Origin of the sequence: Pseudomonas jessenii (assembly GCF_002236115.1) — a bacterium.
In the GTDB taxonomy this organism is placed as follows: Bacteria; Pseudomonadota; Gammaproteobacteria; order Pseudomonadales; family Pseudomonadaceae; genus Aquipseudomonas; species Aquipseudomonas jessenii.
Map to the genome: position 1 here is coordinate 208,789 of NZ_NIWT01000010.1, position 19,846 is coordinate 228,634.

Here is a 19,846-nt window from a genome sequence, read left to right on the forward strand (position 1 = left end):
GAAAATCGCACCTGATGTTTCAGAGTTGAGGGCGCCTTCGCGAGCAAGCCCTCTCCCACAGGGACCGCGTGTACCCTGTGGGAGCGGGCTTGCTCGCGAATGGTTCAACGCGGTTTACCGGGCGATACCGTGCTTGCGCAGCTTGCGATAAAGGGTATTGCGACTGACCCCCAACTGCTCCGCTGTGTGCGTCATATGCCAGCGCGTCTGCTCCAGCGCCGTGAGTAGCGCCAGCCGCTCGGCATCTTCCAGCGGATGCTCCGAAGCTTCTTCAATCGTCGACACTACCGGCCGCGCCTGGCGAATCATCGCCGGCAAATCCTCCAGGCCGATCCGCCCGTCCTCACACAGTGCTGCCAACGTACGCAGCACATTTCGCAACTGCCGCACGTTACCCGGCCAGGCGAACCCCAATAAGGCCTCCCGCGCCGGCCCGTCGATCAATACGGTTTCTCCGCCCGCCTCCTCGGCCAGCAAAAAGTCGAGCAACCGGGATTTGTCGCTACGATCACGCAAGGCTGGCAACGCGACTTCCAGCCCGTTGAGCCGGTAATACAAATCCTCACGGAAGCTGCCGTCCTGCACACGATCCAGCAACTTACGGTGAGTGGCACTGATGATCCGCACATTCACCGATTCCGGCTCGCCGCCGATCGGCACCACTTGCCGGTCTTCGAGCACCCTCAGCAAGCGCGTCTGCAAGGCCAGTGGCATGTCACCGATTTCATCGAGGAACAAGGTCCCGCCATCGGCTTGTTGCAACTTGCCGCGCATCCCCTCCTTGCGTGCACCGGTAAAGCTGCCGCCGCGATATCCGAACAGCTCGCTTTCGATCAGGCTTTCGGGAATGGCCGCGCAATTGAGGGCGACAAAGGCTTTCTCCGCCCGCTGGCTGGCGTGGTGCACCGCTTTGGCAAAGGCCTCCTTGCCGGACCCGGTTTCACCGTTGATCAGCAGCGGTACGTCGCGCTCGTAGACGCGCAAGGCTTTGCGGAAGTCCGCCTGCAACGTTGCGTCATCCAGGCAAATGCCCGACAGGCGCGGTGCTTGTGCAACCTTGGCCGCTGGCACCAACGGAGTTGGCAGCGGCCGCCGTGCCTCACCGCGCAATACCGCAAACAGCTTGCGACCATCACGGGTGCGCAACGGCCAACTGGCGGCGGCATTGGTGCTCGCGCGACCGAGCAACTCATCGAGCGAGCAATCGAAAAACGCCTCCACCGGCTTACCCAGCAAGCCGCCGCGAATATGTCCCAGCAGGTTCAGCGCACTCTGGTTGACCGCGCAAATGCGCCCTTCCCCGTCGAACGCCAGCAGCCCTTCGCTGAACAAACCGACGGACTCGGCTTGCAAGTGAAAACGCAACAACCATTGGTTGTCGAAGCAGCGCAGGAAGTAGCAGCTCTCGATCATCTTCGCCGACAGGTTGACCAGTGCCATGGTGTGGAACTGGCTTTGCCGCGACACATCGCGCCGCGCCGACGACACGTCGAGCACCGCCAGCAATTCGCCATGGGGATCGAAGACCGGGCTCGCCGAGCAGGTCAGGCCGGTGTGGCGGCCGCGAAAGTGTTCGTCCTGATGGATGGTCAGCGACTGACGCTCCACCAGACAGGTGCCGATACCGTTAGTGCCTTCGCAGGCCTCGCTCCAGTCGGCCCCGAGCCAAAGGCCGGCGCGCTCGAAGATCTGTCGTTCGGCGGGCGCGGTGACGCAGTTGAGGATCACACCGCGGGCGTCGGTCAGCAGCACTGCATGGCCGGCGCCGGAGAGCTGTTGATGCAGGCTGGTCATTTCATTGCCGGCGATGTGCAGCACTTGCTGCAAGCGCTCCCGGCTTTCCAGGACACGGCCATGTTCCAGCACCGTCGGCGCGATGCTCAGGGCCGGATCGAGGTGATAGTCCTCAAGGCAGCGCAGCCAGGAACGGGCGATGGACGGATCGCTACCCGGACCGTGCAGGTGGGTCTTGCCCTGGGTCACCGTCAATACTTGCTGGGCATGGCGACTCAAATGGTTGTCGTGCATTTCTTATTATTCTCCCCGGGGCTCGGCGACCCGTGCATGAGGTGATGCCGAGCATCCTCCAGCCCGGCCCGCATTGCAATGCCTGCAAGACCGGTTGGTCACAAGCTGTGCCACAAAGGGTACAAAGTGTCACCCAGGCTGTACCGAAAGCGTCACAGGCGCTACCCGCCCGTCCGACAAAAACCTCGCAAGGCCTTGATTTACCTGACATGCAAGGCACTGGCCCGCCCCTTGCTCTACGCTTAAAGCAAGCGCACATGCGCGACTCCCTATAAGCACAAAAGCAAGGAGAGACCACCATGCGTTACGCTCACCCCGGTACTGAAGGCGCTATCGTTTCGTTCAAAGCCAAATACGGTAACTACATCGGCGGCGAGTTCGTCGCGCCTGTCAAAGGTCAGTACTTCACCAATACCTCGCCAGTGAATGGCCAACCGATTGCCGAATTCCCCCGCTCCACGGCCGAAGACATCGACAAGGCCCTGGACGCTGCCCACGCGGCGGCCGATGCCTGGGGCGCCACGTCCGCCCAGGCACGCTCGCTGGTGCTGCTGAAAATCGCCGACCGCATCGAACAGAACCTCGAACTGCTGGCAATCACCGAATCCTGGGATAACGGCAAAGCCGTTCGCGAAACCCTCAACGCCGACATCCCTCTGGCCGCCGACCACTTCCGCTACTTCGCCGGTTGCATCCGCGCCCAGGAAGGCAGCGCCGCCGAAATCGACGGCAACACCGTGGCCTATCACATCCATGAACCGCTGGGCGTGGTCGGGCAGATCATTCCGTGGAACTTCCCGATCCTGATGGCCGCCTGGAAACTCGCCCCGGCGCTGGCTGCCGGCAACTGCGTGGTGCTCAAACCCGCCGAGCAAACCCCGCTGGGCATCACCGTGCTGGTCGAACTGATCGGCGACCTGCTGCCACCGGGCGTGCTGAACATCGTGCAAGGCTTCGGCAAAGAAGCCGGCGAAGCCCTGGCCACCAGCAAACGCATCGCCAAGATTGCCTTCACCGGCTCGACCCCGGTCGGCTCGCACATCATGAAATGCGCGGCCGAAAACATCATTCCGTCCACCGTGGAGCTGGGTGGCAAGTCGCCGAACATCTTCTTCGAAGACATCATGAAAGCCGAACCGTCCTTCATCGAGAAGGCCGCCGAAGGCTTGGTGCTGGCATTCTTCAACCAGGGCGAAGTCTGCACCTGCCCTTCCCGGGCGCTGGTGCAAGAGTCGATCTACGACGAGTTCATGGCCGTCGTGATGAAAAAAGTCCTGCAAATCAAACGTGGCGACCCGCTGGACACCGACACCATGGTCGGCGCCCAGGCGTCCGAACAGCAATTCGACAAAATCCTTTCGTACCTGGAAATCGCCAAGGGCGAAGGCGCCGAGTTGCTGACCGGCGGCAAGGTGGAAAAACTCGAGGGCAACCTGGCGAGCGGGTATTACATCCAGCCGACGCTGCTCAAGGGCACCAACAAAATGCGCGTGTTCCAGGAAGAAATCTTCGGTCCGGTGGTGAGCATCACCACCTTCAAGGACGAAGCCGAAGCCCTGGCCATCGCCAACGACACCGAGTTCGGCCTGGGTGCCGGCCTCTGGACCCGCGACATCAACCGCGCCTACCGCATGGGCCGCGCCATCAAGGCCGGTCGGGTGTGGACCAACTGCTACCACCTGTACCCGGCGCACGCCGCGTTCGGCGGGTACAAGAAGTCCGGTGTCGGTCGTGAAACCCACAAGATGATGCTCGACCACTATCAGCAGACCAAAAACCTGCTGGTGAGCTACGACATCAATCCGCTGGGCTTCTTCTAAAACCGGGGGCGACACAGTTAACTCTGTGTCGCCCTTTCTACCGCCTTCGCGAGCAAGCCCGCTCCCACAGGTTTTTGTGGTGAATCCAGCTGTTGAGACCTGACACAGAACCCTGTGGGAGCGAGCTTGCTCGCGATAGCGACTTAAATGACACAACACAAAAGGCTGGCCGCTCTGGCACGGGCCTTGCGTACCCGTCATTCAGGAATTGCACCCAACCCGTCGCACCCGAAAGTCCAAAAGATCGAACAATAAAAATTAGAGAGGACTTATGACTATTTCTTCCACACAGCTCAAACCCACACTCGGCACCCTGCATTTATGGGGCATTGCCGTCGGCCTGGTGATTTCCGGCGAGTACTTCGGCTGGAGTTACGGCTGGGGCACCGCAGGCACATTGGGTTTTCTCGTCACCGCGTTGATGGTGGCGACGATGTACACCTGCTTCATCTTCAGTTTTACCGAACTGACGACGGCGATTCCCCACGCTGGCGGACCGTTTGCCTACAGCCGCCGGGCCTTTGGTGAGAAAGGCGGGTTGATCGCCGGCATCGCCACCCTGATCGAATTCGTCTTTGCGCCACCGGCCATCGCCATGGCCATCGGTGCCTACCTCAATGTGCAATACCCGGAACTGGACCCGAAGATCGCCGCCGTTGGCGCCTATTTCGTGTTCATGGGCCTGAATATCCTAGGTGTCAGCATCGCGGCCACCTTCGAGTTGGTGGTCACCGTGCTGGCAGTCGCTGAGTTGCTTGTATTCATGGGCGTGGTCGCCCCAGGCTTCAGCTTCAGCAACTTCGTGCTCAATGGCTGGTCGGGTTCGAACGAGTTCACGATGGGCTCGATTCCCGGGATTTTTGCGGCGATCCCCTTTGCGATCTGGTTCTTCCTCGCCATCGAAGGCGCGGCCATGGCCGCCGAGGAAGCCAAGGACCCGAAACGCACGATCCCCAGAGCCTATGTCAGCGGCATTCTGACCCTGGTGTTCCTGGCCATCGGCGTGATGGTGATGGCCGGCGGCGTCGGCGACTGGCGTCAACTGTCGAACATCAACGATCCGCTGCCCCAGGCGATGAAAGCCGTGGTCGGCGATAATTCGACCTGGATGCACATGCTGGTATGGATCGGTCTGTTCGGTCTGGTGGCAAGTTTCCACGGGATCATTCTTGGCTATTCCCGGCAGTTCTTCGCCCTGGCTCGCGCCGGTTACTTGCCCAAGGGGCTGGCCAAACTCTCGCGCTTCCAGACGCCGCATCGGGCGATTCTGGCCGGCGGCGTGATCGGCATCGCGGCGATCTACAGCGACGGTCTGGTCAACCTGCAAGGCATGAGCCTGACGGCTGCGATGATCACCATGTCGGTATTCGGCGCCATCGTGATGTACATCATCAGTATGCTGAGCCTGTTCAAGCTGCGTAAGACCGAACCGAACCTGGAGCGCACCTTCCGCGCGCCGGGCTATCCGATCGTGCCGGGGATCGCGCTGTTCCTGGCGGTGGTGTGCCTGGTGGCGATGGCCTGGTTCAACACCTTGATCGGCCTGGTTTTCCTCGGCTTTATGGTTGCCGGGTACCTGTACTTCCAGTTGACTGCCAAGCAACGTTCCGAGGCACCGGCAGACGCTATGCTCGAAGGTATCTGAATGCACCGGCACCGGGATTTTTGCCGGTGCCTGCCTTATCAAAGTGCACAGAGGCTCCATGTGGGAGCGAGCTTGCTCGCGATAGCGGATATTCATTCGACACATGCGTTGGATTTAAAACCGTCATCGCGAGCAAGCTCGCTCCCACAGGGATTGACAGTGTTAGCTAGAGAACAGGAGGACTCCGCCCCATGGCCGTATATGCCCATTCCGTCGGCGCCCAGACCTATCGCTTCGACAGCCTCAAGGATGTGATGGCCAAGGCCAGCCCAGCGCGTTCCGGGGATTTTCTGGCCGGTGTCGCGGCCCTCAATGACGGCGAGCGCGTCGCGGCACAGATGACTTTGGCCGATATTCCGCTATCCCACTTCCTGCAAGATGTTTTGATTCCCTATGAGTCCGATGAAGTCACCCGCCTGATCATCGACACCCACGACAAACAAGCCTTCTCGGTCGTCAGCCACCTTACCGTCGGCGGCTTTCGCGATTGGCTGCTCAGCGATGCCGCCGACGAGCAGGTTCTGCGCGCCCTCGCCCCCGGCCTGACCCCGGAAATGGTTGCCGCCGTGTCGAAGATCATGCGCGTGCAGGATCTGGTGCTGGTGGCGCAGAAAATCCGTGTGGTCACGAAATTCCGCGGCACCCTCGGCCTGCGTGGGCGACTGTCCACGCGCCTGCAACCGAACCACCCCACCGACGAACCGGCCGGTATCGCCGCAAGCATTCTCGACGGCCTGCTGCACGGCAACGGCGATGCCATGATCGGCATCAACCCGGCCACCGACAGCATCGCCTCGATTTGCGCCATGCTGGAAATGCTCGACGCGATCATCCAGCGCTACGAAATCCCGACCCAGGCGTGCGTGCTGACCCATGTCACCACGTCGATCGAAGCGATCAATCGCGGCGTCCCATTGGACCTGGTGTTCCAGTCGATCGCCGGCACCGAAGCGGCCAACGCCAGTTTCGGCATCAACCTCAGTATATTGCAGGAAGGTTACGACGCAGGTTTGAGCCTCAATCGCGGCACGCTGGGCCAGAACCTGATGTACTTCGAAACCGGCCAGGGCAGTGCCCTGTCGGCCAACGCCCATCACGGCGTTGATCAGCAAACCTGCGAAACCCGGGCCTACGCCGTGGCGCGGCATTTCAAACCGTTTCTGGTGAACACCGTCGTCGGCTTCATCGGCCCGGAATACCTGTACAACGGCAAACAGATCATCCGCGCCGGCCTCGAAGACCACTTCTGCGGCAAATTGCTCGGTGTGCCCATGGGTTGCGACATCTGCTACACCAACCACGCCGAAGCCGACCAGGACGACATGGACACCCTGCTGACCCTGCTGGGCGTCGCCGGGATCAACTTCATCATGGGCATCCCCGGCTCCGACGACATCATGCTCAACTACCAGACCACTTCGTTCCACGATGCGCTCTACACCCGACAGACCCTGGGGTTGAAGCCCGCACCGGAATTCGAACAGTGGCTGGCGAGAATGGGCATCTTCACTCAAGCCGATGGCAGGGTTCTCTTCGGCGACAGCCTGCCGCCAGCCTTCCGGCAGGCCTTGGCGCAACTGGGATGAGCATTGACATGGATAAATTACCCTTCGATCCACACAACCCTTGGCTGGAGCTACGACGCCTGACGCCGGCGCGAATTGCCCTGGGCCGCACCGGCACCAGCATTCCCACCCGCGCACAACTGGACTTCCAATACGCCCACGCTCAAGCGCGGGATGCAGTGCACTTGCCGTTTGACCATGCCTCCCTCAGCGCGCAATTGGCCGAACGTGATCGCGAGTGCCTTTTGCTGCACAGTGCGGCGACGGATCGCAACACGTACCTGCAACGCCCCGACCTTGGGCGAAAACTCAGTGATGCCTCGGCGCAGGCCCTGCGTGATTACGCGGTGGCTCATCCGGGAGGCGTGGACCTGGTGATCGTGGTCGCCGACGGCCTGTCGGCATTGGCCGTTCATCGCCATACCCTGCCGTTTCTGGCGCGCTTCGAAGAGCAAATGACCGGCGACGGCTGGACTGTTGCGCCAGTCGTACTCGTAGAACAGGGCCGGGTGGCCGTCGCCGATGAGATCGGTGAGTTGCTTGGCGCAAAAATGACCGTGATCCTCATCGGCGAACGCCCTGGCCTCAGCTCCCCGGACAGCCTGGGATTATATTTCACCTACAATCCCAAGGTCGGCCTTACCGATGCCTACCGTAATTGCATCTCCAATGTCCGGCTCGAAGGCCTGAGCTACGGCATGGCGGCACACCGATTGCTGTATTTGATGCGCGAAGCCTGCCGGCGGCAGTTGTCAGGGGTCAATCTGAAGGACGAAGCGCAGGTTCAGACACTGGACTCGGACACGGGAGGCGACATGAAAGGAAATTTCCTGCTCGGACCGCCGAATGCCTGAACCGCTTGCGCATTGCACATTCGTACCAGTTTCAGGCAGGATCGTTGCGCGGCCGCCAAGGGTTTCCCATCGCCGTCAGAGACGTAAGACAGCCACTTGAAGACGAGACCTACCATGCGGATTATTCAAGCGACCCTCGAACACCTGGACCTGCTGACACCCTTGTTCGTCAAATATCGCGAGTTTTATGGTTCCCTGCCGTATCCGGACTCGTCCCGGGCGTTCCTCGAGAAACGCCTGCGTCGCAAGGAGTCGGTGATCTACCTGGCGCTGTCCGATGATGACAGCAACAAACTGATGGGTTTCTGCCAGCTGTACCCGAGCTTCTCTTCGCTTTCGCTCAAGCGTGTATGGATCCTCAACGATATTTATGTCGCCGAAGACGCCCGCCGCCAGCTGGTGGCCGACAACCTGATCCGCACCGCAAAAAAAATGGCCAAGGAAACCAATGCCGTGCGCATGCGTGTTTCCACCAGCAGCAACAACGAAGTCGCGCAGAAAACCTACGAGTCCATCGGATTCAAGGAAGACACCGAATTCAAGAACTACGTGCTGCCGATCAGCGACGAACTCTGAATCACCTGCACCCTGCTCGCGATGGCATCGACTGGATTACACTGGTCCAACGAAGTAACGGCATCGTGAGCAGGCTCGCTCCCACCTGTTCGTTATCAAACATCAGCCCTGTCATGACATTCCCCGCTACAATCTCGACGCGATTTTCACCACTCGCCTCGTATAATCCCGATATTCCCGGCTTGTAAGAAAAACTACCCCTATCCGTAGTCTTACGCGAAGTCATCCGCACAGGTCTGCTGAGTCGGGCCGTCACCACAGGTGCTTTCCATGGATTTCAACCCGATCGACATTGTCCTGCATCTCGACGTCTACCTCGACATGCTTGTAACCAACTACGGGGCATGGATCTACGCCATTCTGTTCATGGTGATCTTCTGTGAAACCGGCCTTGTGGTCATGCCCTTCCTGCCGGGCGACTCCCTGCTGTTCATCGCTGGCGCCGTGGCGGCCGGTGGCGGCATGGATCCGGTACTGCTCGCCGGCCTGCTGATGCTGGCGGCGATCCTGGGCGACAGCACCAACTACATCATCGGACGAACGGCAGGTGAAAAGCTGTTCAGCAATCCGGACTCGAAGATCTTCCGTCGTGACTACCTGCAACAAACCCACGACTTCTACGACAAGCACGGCGGCAAAACCGTGACCCTGGCGCGCTTCCTGCCGATCATCCGTACTTTTGCACCGTTCGTCGCCGGCGTGGGGAGAATGCCTTATCCGCGTTTCTTTGCCTTCAGCGTGCTGGGCACCATCCTATGGGTCGGCGGCCTGGTGACGCTCGGTTACTTCTTCGGCAACGTGCCGTTCATCAAGAAGAACCTGTCGCTACTGGTAGTCGGCATCATCTTGCTCTCGCTGGTGCCGATGATCATTGGCATGGTGCGTAACCGCCTTGCCGGTTCGAATTCCAAAGCCGAATCGCGCTGACACGATGTGGTCCCTGAGCGCCTGGCGTCGCAGGCGCACCCTGGCAAAACACCCGATTGCCGACGACATGTGGCAACGGGTGCGCCATCACTTGAGTTTTCTCGACGGCATCAGCGCCGCCGAAGACCAATGGCTGCGCGAAGCCTGCGTACTGTTCCTCGAAGACAAGCACCTGAGCGCCCTGCCCGGCGTCGAACTGCATCAGGAACAACGCCTGCTGCTCGCCGCCCAGGCGCAATTGCCGCTGCTGCACCTCGGCGACCTGAACTGGTATCAGGGCTTCCACGAAATCATCCTCTACCCAGACGACTTCCTCAGCCCCCAGCGCCATCGCGATGCCAGCGGTGTCGAACACGAATGGGACGGTGAGCACAGTGGTGAAGCCTGGCAGCAAGGCCCGATCATCCTCGCCTGGCCCGGCGTAATGGCCAGCGGAGGCTGGGAAGGCTACAACCTGGTGATCCACGAACTGGCGCACAAGCTCGACATGCTCAACGGCGTCGCCAACGGCCTGCCGCCGCTGCATGCCGACATGCGCGTCAGCGACTGGGCCAACGTCATGCAAGAGGCCTACGACGACCTCGACCGGCAACTGGAACGTAATCCCGATGCCGAAACCGCCATCGATCCGTATGCCGCCGAAAATCCTGCCGAGTTCTTCGCCGTCACCAGCGAATACTTCTTCAGCGCCCCGGATTTGCTGCACGAGGCTTATCCACAGGTGTACCAGCAGTTGAAGCTGTTCTATCGCCAGGATCCGCTGGCGAGGTTGAAGCAACTTCAGGCGCATGACCCTGTCTATCAGGCACACCAGTGAGCGCCATACGACTTCTGGTCCATGGCGTCGACACAGGAATATGCCTATAATCGCCGCCACTTTTTGGTCAATCCGGCCAAGTGTTTTTGGTCAACTAACGGGGGCAACGCCCAATGAGCTACAGCAAGATTCCGGCTGGCAAAGACCTGCCGAACGACATCTACGTCGCGATCGAGATCCCGGCCAACCACGCGCCGATCAAATACGAAATCGACAAAGACAGCGATTGCCTGTTCGTTGACCGTTTCATGGCCACCCCAATGTTCTACCCGGCCAACTACGGTTACATCCCGAACACCCTGGCTGACGACGGTGATCCCCTCGACGTGCTGGTCGTAACCCCTTACCCGGTTGCTCCAGGTTCGGTAATCCGCGCCCGTCCGGTCGGCATCCTGAACATGACCGACGACGGCGGCGGCGATGCCAAAGTCATCGCAGTCCCACACGACAAGCTGTCCCAGCTGTACGTCGACGTGAAGGAATACACCGACCTGCCAGCGCTGCTGATCCAGCAGATCGAGCACTTCTTCGCGAACTACAAAGATCTCGAAAAAGGCAAATGGGTGAAGATCGAAGGCTGGGCCGGCGCAGACGCCGCCCGCGAAGCGATCACCAAGTCGGTTGCTGCCTACAAAGGCTAAGCCCGGCTGCAGGCTTTTAGCTGCAAGTGGCAAGAAAAACCCCGGATGATCCGGGGTTTTTTGTGGGTGCCAGATAAGCACACCAAACACTACGTTTAAACAGGCATTCCCATGGTTTTTGTCTGTTTAAAATTCCCCAAGTGCGTCTTACATCCGGTCGTAAATTTCCCGCGAAATTTGAACGAGGCGTTTATTCAATCCCTTGTTAGCCGCCAGTAGACTCGCGTTCATGAAAAAGAACACTAGCGGCCCACGCTTCAAAGCGCTCCTCGAAGCAGCGAACATCACGACCACCGGATTTGCCGAATTCCTGGATACGGCTCCGCAAAATGTACATAACTGGTACACCCGCGGTGTGCCTGCCCATTGCATGGAAGAAGTCGCCAGAAAACTCTCCGTCAGCAGCGACTGGCTGAAAACCGGCGAAGGCTCGAAAGACGCCCAACACCTGCGCCTGCTCGACGAGTCCGGCAACACCTTCGACGCCCAGACCATCCGCGGTGTCTACACGGTCATAGAGCCTGTCGACGTCGAACTGCCATTCCTCAAAGAAGCTGTCACCGCCCCGGGATCCAACAAAACCCATGTCATAGAAGACCCCGAGAAATCCATCCGCCTGCCCCGCAGCCACCTCGACTCCCTGGAAATCAACCACGCCGACGCCATCTGCACCCTGATGAGCGGCAATAGCATGGGTGAGAAAATCGAGGATGGTTCGACCCTGGCGATTGACCGTGGCCTGACCCAAATTGTCGATGGCGAGATCTACGCCATCGAACACGACGGCATGCTGCGCATCAAGTACCTGCACCGACTACCGGGCAACTCCCTGCGACTGCGCAGCCACAACCGCGCCGAATACCCGGATGAAATCTTCAGGGCCGCACAGATCGAAGAGCAGAACATCAGGGTGCTGGGCTGGGTGTTCTGGTGGTCGACCCTGAACAAACGACGGCCGACGGTGCCCTTTCTTTAAGCGCTCCGGAACGCCCATCGGCCACCCACCCGGGTGGCCAAAGGCTCTGCCCGGCACTTCCCGCTGGGAATTTCCGTCAAACCTGCGTATGCTGCGCCCCACATTTGTGCATCGACCCGCCCTGCGGCTCAGATGCACTGGCCTGGCAGATGACTTTCTCACCAGGTCCCACAGCCGGACGCAAGATCCGGGTGTACGTTTTGAAGGCTGGCGCGGTTTACCAAAAATGATCCAAGCCAGTCCCCGAGAAGCCGGCCACAAGCCGGCTTTTTAATGCCTGAAAGCCACGTAGAATGCGGGCTTTATGCAACAATCCATCTTTGACCCACACTTTGACCCACACCCAGACGCAGGGTTAGCCGCAGCCAGGCAGCGTGAACCTTTCGTCCTCCTGACAAATCGCGGCCTGTAAAACGTGCCCTCGCGAGCAAGGGTCACGTTGATAGCTTGAGCACTAAATTTCAAAGCAAATTGATACAGCTCCGCTCCGCCGCTGAGTCTCTACAAAGACAATGTAGAGCCCAGTGATATCGCGCGCTTGATAAAACGCATTCGAAACCTCAATCGAAAAATGTCTAGCTGATCGCCACGCTAAAAGATAATCGACAAAAAAGGGAGTCGACTGGAAGAACTGGGGCGTCTGGGAAATGGCAGAAACTCCAGTCTCCTTCTGAGTCTCAGGTCGTGAGAACGGCTGCGACGTCTGATAAAGTCACCGCATGCAGAATCAGGGACTATGGGCCATGGACAAGAAATCGCTTACCGAACGGGACATCTGCACCAAGTTCATCACTCCGGCCATCCAGCAGGCCGGCTGGGACATCCAGAAGCAAGTGCGTGAAGAGGTCAGCTTCACCAAGGGCCGCATCATCGTCCGTGGCAAGCTGCATAGCCGTGGCGAGTCCCGTCGCGCCGACTTCATCCTTTATCACCAGGCCAATCTACCAATTGCAGTCATCGAGGCGAAAGACAACAAGCACTCCGTCGGCTCTGGCATGCAGCAGGCCCTTGGTTATGCCGAAGCGCTGGACGTGCCTTTCGTGTTCTCCAGTAATGGTGATGGTTTTCTGTTCCATGATCACAGCGGTACTGGCGATCAAGTTGAAACCGAACTGAGCCTCGAGCAGTTCCCTAGCCCCGATGAGCTATGGCAGCGCTACTGCCAATGGAAAGGCTTGAACGGTGAGGCCCGCCATAAGGTCGAGTCGCCCTACTACGATGACGGCTCCGGGCGCATGCCTCGTTATTACCAGACCAATGCGATCAACCGTACCGTCGAGGCCGTGGCCAAGGGGCAGTCACGTATCCTGCTAGTGATGGCCACTGGCACCGGCAAGACCTACACCGCCTTTCAGATCATCTGGCGGCTGTGGAAGTCCAAGCAGAAAAAAAGAATCCTCTTTCTGGCCGACCGCAACATCCTGGTCGACCAGACCAAGAACAACGACTTCAAACCCTTCGGCCAGGCGATGACTAAGATTGCCAAACGCCAGATAGATACCTCTTACGAGATTTACCTGTCGCTCTATCAGGCCGTGACGGGCACTGAAGAGGAAATGAACGTCTACAAGCAGTTCTCCCGCGACTTCTTCGACCTGATCGTGATCGACGAATGCCACCGTGGCAGTGCCGCCGAGGACTCCGCCTGGCGCGAGATTCTCGACTACTTCTCCAGTGCCACCCATGTCGGCCTCACCGCCACACCGAAGGAAACCAAAGAAGTGTCCAGCATCACCTACTTCGGTGAGCCGGTGTACAGCTACACCCTCAAGCAGGGCATCGAAGACGGCTTCCTCGCCCCCTATAAAGTGGTGCGCATCGACTTCGACAAGGACCTCCAAGGCTGGCGGCCACCCAAGGGCATGCTCGACAAAAATGGCGAGCTGATCGAAGACCGCATCTACAACCTCAAGGACATGGACCGCACCCTGGTCATCGAGGCGCGCACCCAACTGGTAGCGCAAAAGGTCACCGAATTTCTCAAGGCCACCGATCCATTCCAGAAGACCATCGTCTTCTGCGACGACATCAACCACGCCGAGCGCATGCGCCAGGCGCTGGTCAACCTCAATCCGGAACGCATTGCAGAGAACCGCAAGTACGTCATGCGCATTACAGGGGATGATCAGGAAGGCAAAGCCGAACTAGACAACTTCATCAACCCGGAAGAGCGTTACCCAGTCATTGCCACCACCAGTAAATTGATGACCACCGGCGTCGATGCCCAGACCTGCAAGCTAATCGTGCTCGACCAACACATCAAGTCGATGACCGAGTTCAAGCAGATCATCGGGCGTGGCACCCGCATTAACGAAGACTTCGGCAAGTACTGGTTCACCATCATGGACTTCAAGAAGGCCACCGAGTTGTTTGCCGACCCGGCTTTCGATGGCGACCCTGTGGTGATCTATGCCCCGGAAGGTGAAGACTCTCCCGTGCCACCTGATGGCCTAGCGACGGATGAAGATGGCATCACCGCTGGCAGCACGGCAGAGACCGACGACCTGGAGTTCACCGGTGATGATGAAAAAAAGCGCATCAAATACGTCATCGACAATATCCCGATATACGTCATCGCCGAACGTGTGCAGTACTACGGCCCGGATGGCCGGCTGATTACTGAATCCCTGCACGACTACACCCGTGCCTGCGTGCAAAAGCAGTTCGGTTCACTGGACGACTTTCTGCGGCGCTGGAACGATGCCGATCAGAAGAAGGTCATCATTGAGGAAATGGCCGCCCAAGGTGTGATGTGGGAAGCCTTGGCAGAGGAAGTGGAAAAGAAACAGGGCAAGGCCCTCGACCCGTTCGACCTCGTCTGCCATGTGGCCTTCGACCAGCCAGCGCTGTCCCGTAAGGAACGCGCCGAGCAAGTGATAAAACGAAACTACTTCGGCAAGTATTCAGGCGCCGCACGCCAAGTGATTGAGGCCTTGCTCGATAAATATGCCGACACCGGCATCGTGCATATCGAAGACATCAAGATCCTCCAGCTCGACCCCTTCAGCCAGATCGGTGCGCCAATCGAATTGGTCAAGGCGTTTGGTGGCAAGGCCGGTTACAACAAAGCCATTCATGAACTGGAAGATGAGCTTTACGCCAGTTAAGCTGCCCACCCCTGCATTTTCGGCGCAGGTAGCAACCTACTGCCTGCGCCTTGAACCCTCTGTTTTGCAGTAAGCCAGCGAGATTCTTATGTCCATCAGCAGCATCATCAAATCCATCCAGGACATTATGCGCAAAGACGTGGGTGTCGATGGCGACGCCCAGCGCATCGGCCAGTTGGTCTGGCTGCTGTTCCTGAAAATCTTCGATGACCGCGAGATGGAATGGGAGTTGATGGACGACCACTATCGCTCGCCGATCCCCGATAGCTGCCGCTGGCGCACCTGGGCCGCCGATCCGGAAGGCATGACTGGTGACACGTTGAAGGATTTCGTCGACAACAACCTGTTCCCGCAGCTGCAAAGTCTCCACGAATACAGCACCACGCCATCCGCCTTCGTGGTGCGTAGCGTGTTCGAGGATGCCTACAACTACATGAAGTCGGGCCAGTTGCTGCGCCAGGTGATCAACAAGATTCAGGAAGGAGTAGATTTCAACAAGGCCCAGGAACGCCACGAATTCGGCAACCTCTACGAGCAACTATTGCGCGATCTGCAGAACGCTGGCAATGCCGGCGAGTTCTACACCCCGCGCCCGGTCACCGAATTCATGGTACGCATGGTCGACCCCAAACTGGACGAAAAGGTCATGGACCCGGCCTGCGGCACCGGCGGATTTCTTACCTGCGCCATTGAGCACAAACGCAGCCGCTATGTAAAAACCGCCGAAGACGAGCGCACCCTGCAGGCCAGCATTTTTGGCATAGAGAAAAAGCCGCTGCCGCACTTGTTGGCCACCACCAACATGATCCTCCACGGCATCGAGGTGCCCAGCCAGATCCGCCACGACAACACCCTGAGTAAACCGCTGATCAGCTGGGGGCCGAGTGAGCGCGTACATTGCATCGTCGCCAACCCGCCGTTCGGTGGAATGGAAGAAGACGGCATCGAAACTAACTTCCCCGCCGCCTTCCGTACCCGCGAAACCGCCGACCTGTTCCTGGTGCTCATCATGCAGCTGCTCAAGGATGGTGGTCGTGCCGCTGTGGTGTTGCCCGATGGCTTCTTCTTCGGTGAAGGCATCAAAAGCCGTATCAAAGAAAAGCTGCTGACCGAGTGCAACCTGCACACCATCGTTCGCTTGCCCAATGGAGTGTTCAACCCCTACACCGGCATCAAGACTAACCTGCTGTTCTTCACCAAAGGCACACCGACTAAGCACGTGTGGTTTTACGAACATCAGTACCCGGCTGGGGTGAAGAACTACTCCAAGACTCGCCCTATGCGGGTTGAAGAATTTGCCGTGGAAGAAGCTTGGTGGGGCAGCGAGGCCGATGGTTTTACTGCACGGGTGGAAAATGAATTCGCTTGGAAGGTCAGCGTCGAGGAACTGCAAGCTCGAAACTGGAACCTGGACTGCAAGAACCCGCATATAGGTGAGCTGATCAGCCATAACCCGGATGAGCTGCTACGTGACTACACCAAACTGCAAGGCGAGATCAGCAGTCTGCGTGACCAGCTCAAGGCCGTGCTGGCCGAAGCCTTGGAGCGTCAGGCATGACGGTGTTGCTAACCGAAAATCTGCCACTGCTGGCTGGTGCACCCAATGGCATCAAGAAATTACGCGAGTTGATTCTGGAACTGGCTGTGCGCGGAAAGTTGCTGCCGCAGGATCTCAGTGATGAACCGGCCAGTGTCTTGCTTAAGCGAATATCCGAAGAAAAGGCCATATTGCTGTCCGAGGGCAAGATCAGAAAGCAAAAGGACTTGGGTGATATTGCTGGACCGCTCATTAATTTTCCAGTACCGCAGGGATGGGCAGTTACCACTATCGGTGAGGCAATGATTTGTCGTGATGGTGAAAGAATTCCCGTTTCTCAAGCTGAGCGGGAAGGCCGAGAAAAAATATACGACTACTACGGGGCATCGGGAGTCATCGACAAAATTGACGGCTATCTATTCGATAAACCCCTTCTGTTAGTCGGCGAGGACGGCGCTAACCTCATCAATCGCAGCACTCCGATAGCTTTCATTGCCCGTGGTAGTTATTGGGTCAATAACCATGCGCACGTACTTGACGGTATAAATGAGCAGTTCCTCCGTTACGTAGAGCTTTACTTCAACGCAATTGATCTCAAGCCGTATGTAACCGGGACGGCTCAACCAAAGATGAATCAGGCAAAAATGAATGGAATTCCCCTTCCTCTACCGCCTGAGAGAGAACAACTCCGCATAGTCGCAAAAGTCGTTGAACTTATGGCACTCTGCGACCGCCTGGAGGCCCAGCAGGCCAACGCCGAAAGCGCCCACGCCCGGCTGGTTCAGGAGCTGCTCGACAGCCTGAACCAGGCCAGCGACGCCACCGACTTCGCCACCAGTTGGCAGCGCCTGGCCGAACACTTCCACACCCTGTTCACCACCGAGCACAGTATCGACACCCTCAAACAAACCCTGCTGCAATTGGCCGTGATGGGCAAGCTGGCACCGCAAGATATCAGTGAGGACTCACCAAACTTTCATAGCTTTGGGACTGAAGCACCAAAATTAGCCGATGAAAAAATCGCACTGTATTCAATTCCATCCCAATGGCGCTGGATAAAACTCTGTGATCTTCTCGAAGAGGGACGGGATATCTCATACGGTGTTATTAAGCTTGGAACTGAGCCGAAGCAAGGTGGAGTCCCTACCCTTAGATGCAGCGACGTCAAGCCTGGATATATAGATTTACGAGGCGTCAGAAGAGTGGCGCATGATATCGAGCAAGATTATGTCCGGACACGCCTTCGGGGCGGCGAGATACTTATTAATATCCGAGGAACATTGGGAGGTGTGGCGGTCGTGGACAAAAAGCTTGTGGGCTACAACGTTGCAAGAGAGGTTGCTGTTGTTCCACTTAATCCAGAATTGAATGCCCAATACCTGTCGATAGCAATGCAGTCGAGTTATTTTTGGCGAAGAATAAATCAGCAGCTTCGAGGAATTGCCTATAAGGGCCTTAACCTAGGCGCTTTACGGCTGTTCCCTATTCCTATTCCGCCAGTGGCTGAGCAACACCGAATCGTCACCAAAATAGATCAACTCATGGCCCTCTGCGACCAACTCAAAACTCGCCTGACCCAAGCCCGCCAACTCAACGAACAACTGGCCAGCACCTTGGTCGAGCAGGCTGTCGCCTAAAGCAAGGCTATCAAGGACTTCAGGTAAGGACACCCCAATGCCCATCAAAACGCAGATTTGGACAGTAAACGGCCAGCCTCACCAGCTCAAAGAATGCATTCTGCCCAGCGAGCAGTTGCTGGAGGACATGATCGTCAGCGCGCCACGCGTGCTGTCGGATGAGTGGATGCTGATCGGTCGCCAGGAAAGCACCGGGCTGGGTGGGCGGATCGACCTGCTAGCCATCGCCCCGGATGCCTCGCTGGTACTGATCGAACTTAAGCGTGACCGCACACCTCGTGATGTGGTCGCACAGGCACTGGATTATGCCTCTTGGGTGGAGCGTCTGGCGGCCGAGGATATCGCTGCCATCTACAAACGCTTCAAACAGGATGCAGATCTGGCTGCTGATTTCCGCAAGTACTTCGGCCAGCCGCTGGATGAGGATGCGCTCAACCAGCGCCATCAGATCATCATCGCCGCCTCCGGGCTAGACGCCAGCACCGAACGCATCGTGGCTTACCTCAGCGAGCGGAATATTGCGATCAACGTGCTGTGTTTTCAGGTGTTCCAGCTTGGAGAGCAGCAACTGATCAGTCGCTCCTGGCTAATCGACCCGGCAGAAACCCAGGTCAACGCCAGCAGTGGCACTGCAGGCGGGCAAAGCGAACCCTGGAATGGCGAGTACTACTGCTCCTTCGGCCACAGCGCCAGGCGTACCTGGCAAGATGCGCAGGCATTTGGCTTTATCTGCGGGGGCGGCGGTACTTGGTACAGCAAAAGCCTGAAGATGCTCGCGCCTGGCGACCGGGTATGGGTGAACATCCCGCAGCAAGGCTACGTAGGTGTCGGCCGAGTCACCGGTTTGGCCACCGCTGCAGCGGACTTCACCGTGAAACAAGACGGTATCGATGTGCCGGTCATGCAAGCTGACATACACGGCAACTACCATGCCGAGCACATCAATGACCCTGACAAGTCCGAGTACTTCGTACCGATTGAATGGCTACAAACGGTCCCGGTCGAGCAAGCTGTCAAGGAGGTCGGAATGTTTGGTAACCAGAACACCGTCTGCCGCCCGACCACGCCGAAATGGCGCTGGACGATTGAACGGTTGAAAGAGCGTTTTCCGCAGTACGACAAAAGCTAACCTCTGCACTTGGCTCTGGACTGGAGCGGATGGGCGTTGATGATGGTGAAAGGCCAGAGACTGACAAATCGCAGGCAACAAAAAACCCCTGAGCAGTCTGAGCACCGAAGTGCATCAACGGACAGGGGCAGAGTTGCCGGTGATTGACCGTCAGCCCACAACACGCACGCTGGCGTTCGGGAAGAGCTGTTGCGCAATCGCGCCAGTGACTTCATCCAGCTCGACGCCGGTCAACTGACTGCGAGCTTTCAGGTCGGCGTGCATCAGGCTAAAGAGGTTGCCTATGCCCATGGACTGTTCCAGTACCTTGGCCCATCTACTACCCCCCTACGCGCGTGCGCGCGTACTGGTCTGAAAATCATCAAAATTCGCACGCTTTAGGGCTGACGAAAATCCTCCAACTGTTTCAGATGCGTCGAGGGAACTACTGAAAAATGGTTCTGGGACCGAACCACGTCACGCTCCAGCTTCTCTTCGATAGCCAGACGCACGAACTCCGAACGATTCCCCTTGGCGGGTGCTTGTTATCGAAAGGCTTACCAATGCGATTAGCTCTACCGAAAGGGCCATCATCTGCGCAGCAGCTA

The 19,846-nt window shown here is 58.1% G+C and carries 15 protein-coding genes; 13 read left to right on the plus strand and 2 right to left on the minus strand.

Annotated features, from left to right (window positions below):
- Positions 1 to 114: 114 nt before the first annotated feature.
- Positions 115 to 2,028 (minus strand): sigma-54-dependent Fis family transcriptional regulator, encoded by a 1,914-nt coding sequence (locus PSJE_RS29465; RefSeq protein WP_090451607.1) that lies wholly within the window; start codon positions 2,026 to 2,028, stop codon positions 115 to 117.
- Positions 2,029 to 2,327: 299 nt separating this feature from the next.
- On the opposite strand from PSJE_RS29465, the gene exaC reads away from it, so the two are divergent.
- The 13 genes from exaC to PSJE_RS29535 all read left to right on the plus strand — a co-directional run bounded on the left by exaC (position 2,328) and on the right by PSJE_RS29535 (position 19,259).
- Positions 2,328 to 3,848: an acetaldehyde dehydrogenase ExaC gene (gene exaC / locus PSJE_RS29470; RefSeq protein ID WP_034148108.1), complete on the plus strand. Its 1,521-nt coding sequence runs from the start codon at positions 2,328 to 2,330 to the stop codon at positions 3,846 to 3,848.
- A 271-nt stretch (positions 3,849 to 4,119) separates the two neighbouring features.
- Positions 4,120 to 5,493, plus strand: coding sequence for an ethanolamine permease (gene eat, locus PSJE_RS29475; protein WP_057713144.1), 1,374 nt, complete (start codon positions 4,120 to 4,122; stop codon positions 5,491 to 5,493).
- Between the two features lie 191 nt (positions 5,494 to 5,684).
- Entirely contained in the window at positions 5,685 to 7,079 is a 1,395-nt protein-coding gene (locus tag PSJE_RS29480; protein WP_090451609.1) for an ethanolamine ammonia-lyase subunit EutB, read from the plus strand.
- A gap of 8 nt (positions 7,080 to 7,087) precedes the next feature.
- Entirely contained in the window at positions 7,088 to 7,912 is an 825-nt protein-coding gene (gene eutC / locus PSJE_RS29485; RefSeq protein WP_090451709.1) for an ethanolamine ammonia-lyase subunit EutC, read from the plus strand.
- Between the two features lie 114 nt (positions 7,913 to 8,026).
- The gene (locus PSJE_RS29490) at positions 8,027 to 8,488 is read left to right on the plus strand and encodes a GNAT family N-acetyltransferase (RefSeq protein ID WP_007990572.1); all 462 of its coding nucleotides are present in this window, start codon (positions 8,027 to 8,029) and stop codon (positions 8,486 to 8,488) included.
- A gap of 270 nt (positions 8,489 to 8,758) precedes the next feature.
- Positions 8,759 to 9,415 carry a DedA family protein gene (locus tag PSJE_RS29495; RefSeq protein WP_090451611.1) on the plus strand — a complete coding sequence of 219 codons (657 nt, stop codon included), beginning with the start codon at positions 8,759 to 8,761 and terminating at the stop codon, positions 9,413 to 9,415.
- Between the two features lie 4 nt (positions 9,416 to 9,419).
- Complete coding sequence (locus tag PSJE_RS29500) at positions 9,420 to 10,232, plus strand: M90 family metallopeptidase (protein WP_090451613.1); 813 nt, start codon at positions 9,420 to 9,422, stop codon at positions 10,230 to 10,232.
- A gap of 113 nt (positions 10,233 to 10,345) precedes the next feature.
- Positions 10,346 to 10,873 (plus strand): inorganic diphosphatase, encoded by a 528-nt coding sequence (gene ppa / locus PSJE_RS29505; protein WP_007990564.1) that lies wholly within the window; start codon positions 10,346 to 10,348, stop codon positions 10,871 to 10,873.
- 229 nt (positions 10,874 to 11,102) lie between these two features.
- Positions 11,103 to 11,849: a LexA family transcriptional regulator gene (locus PSJE_RS29510; protein WP_057713140.1), complete on the plus strand. Its 747-nt coding sequence runs from the start codon at positions 11,103 to 11,105 to the stop codon at positions 11,847 to 11,849.
- Positions 11,850 to 12,592: 743 nt separating this feature from the next.
- Complete coding sequence (gene hsdR / locus PSJE_RS29520; RefSeq protein WP_090451615.1) at positions 12,593 to 14,956, plus strand: EcoAI/FtnUII family type I restriction enzme subunit R; 2,364 nt, start codon at positions 12,593 to 12,595, stop codon at positions 14,954 to 14,956.
- Positions 14,957 to 15,044: 88 nt separating this feature from the next.
- On the plus strand, positions 15,045 to 16,514 hold the full coding sequence (locus PSJE_RS29525; RefSeq protein ID WP_090451617.1) for a type I restriction-modification system subunit M: 1,470 nt from the start codon (positions 15,045 to 15,047) through the stop codon (positions 16,512 to 16,514).
- Positions 16,511 to 18,130, plus strand: a complete 1,620-nt coding sequence (locus PSJE_RS29530; RefSeq protein WP_090451619.1) for a restriction endonuclease subunit S — start codon at positions 16,511 to 16,513, stop codon at positions 18,128 to 18,130. Before PSJE_RS29525 ends, PSJE_RS29530 begins: the two co-directional genes overlap by 4 nt.
- 37 nt (positions 18,131 to 18,167) lie before the next feature.
- On the plus strand, positions 18,168 to 19,259 hold the full coding sequence (locus PSJE_RS29535; RefSeq protein WP_090451621.1) for a PDDEXK family nuclease: 1,092 nt from the start codon (positions 18,168 to 18,170) through the stop codon (positions 19,257 to 19,259).
- Between the two features lie 150 nt (positions 19,260 to 19,409).
- Here PSJE_RS29535 and PSJE_RS31405 read toward each other — a convergent pair whose 3' ends face one another.
- Positions 19,410 to 19,550, minus strand: a complete 141-nt coding sequence (locus PSJE_RS31405; protein ID WP_159439172.1) for a hypothetical protein — start codon at positions 19,548 to 19,550, stop codon at positions 19,410 to 19,412.
- Positions 19,551 to 19,846 lie beyond the last annotated feature (296 nt).

What these genes read in the sequence shown, in the direction of transcription:
- PSJE_RS29535 (WP_090451621.1), top strand. Translation starts at nt 18,168, where the DNA reads ATGCCCATCAAAACGCAGATTTGGACAGTAAACGGCCAGCCTCACCAG.
- PSJE_RS29495 (WP_090451611.1), top strand. Translation starts at nt 8,759, where the DNA reads ATGGATTTCAACCCGATCGACATTGTCCTGCATCTCGACGTCTACCTC.
- PSJE_RS29465 (WP_090451607.1), bottom strand. Translation starts at nt 2,028, where the DNA reads ATGCACGACAACCATTTGAGTCGCCATGCCCAGCAAGTATTGACGGTG.
- hsdR (WP_090451615.1), top strand. Translation starts at nt 12,593, where the DNA reads ATGGACAAGAAATCGCTTACCGAACGGGACATCTGCACCAAGTTCATC.
- ppa (WP_007990564.1), top strand. Translation starts at nt 10,346, where the DNA reads ATGAGCTACAGCAAGATTCCGGCTGGCAAAGACCTGCCGAACGACATC.
- PSJE_RS29480 (WP_090451609.1), top strand. Translation starts at nt 5,685, where the DNA reads ATGGCCGTATATGCCCATTCCGTCGGCGCCCAGACCTATCGCTTCGAC.
- PSJE_RS29525 (WP_090451617.1), top strand. Translation starts at nt 15,045, where the DNA reads ATGTCCATCAGCAGCATCATCAAATCCATCCAGGACATTATGCGCAAA.
- exaC (WP_034148108.1), top strand. Translation starts at nt 2,328, where the DNA reads ATGCGTTACGCTCACCCCGGTACTGAAGGCGCTATCGTTTCGTTCAAA.
- PSJE_RS31405 (WP_159439172.1), bottom strand. Translation starts at nt 19,550, where the DNA reads ATGGGCATAGGCAACCTCTTTAGCCTGATGCACGCCGACCTGAAAGCT.
- eat (WP_057713144.1), top strand. Translation starts at nt 4,120, where the DNA reads ATGACTATTTCTTCCACACAGCTCAAACCCACACTCGGCACCCTGCAT.
- PSJE_RS29500 (WP_090451613.1), top strand. Translation starts at nt 9,420, where the DNA reads ATGTGGTCCCTGAGCGCCTGGCGTCGCAGGCGCACCCTGGCAAAACAC.
- PSJE_RS29510 (WP_057713140.1), top strand. Translation starts at nt 11,103, where the DNA reads ATGAAAAAGAACACTAGCGGCCCACGCTTCAAAGCGCTCCTCGAAGCA.
- eutC (WP_090451709.1), top strand. Translation starts at nt 7,088, where the DNA reads ATGGATAAATTACCCTTCGATCCACACAACCCTTGGCTGGAGCTACGA.
- PSJE_RS29530 (WP_090451619.1), top strand. Translation starts at nt 16,511, where the DNA reads ATGACGGTGTTGCTAACCGAAAATCTGCCACTGCTGGCTGGTGCACCC.
- PSJE_RS29490 (WP_007990572.1), top strand. Translation starts at nt 8,027, where the DNA reads ATGCGGATTATTCAAGCGACCCTCGAACACCTGGACCTGCTGACACCC.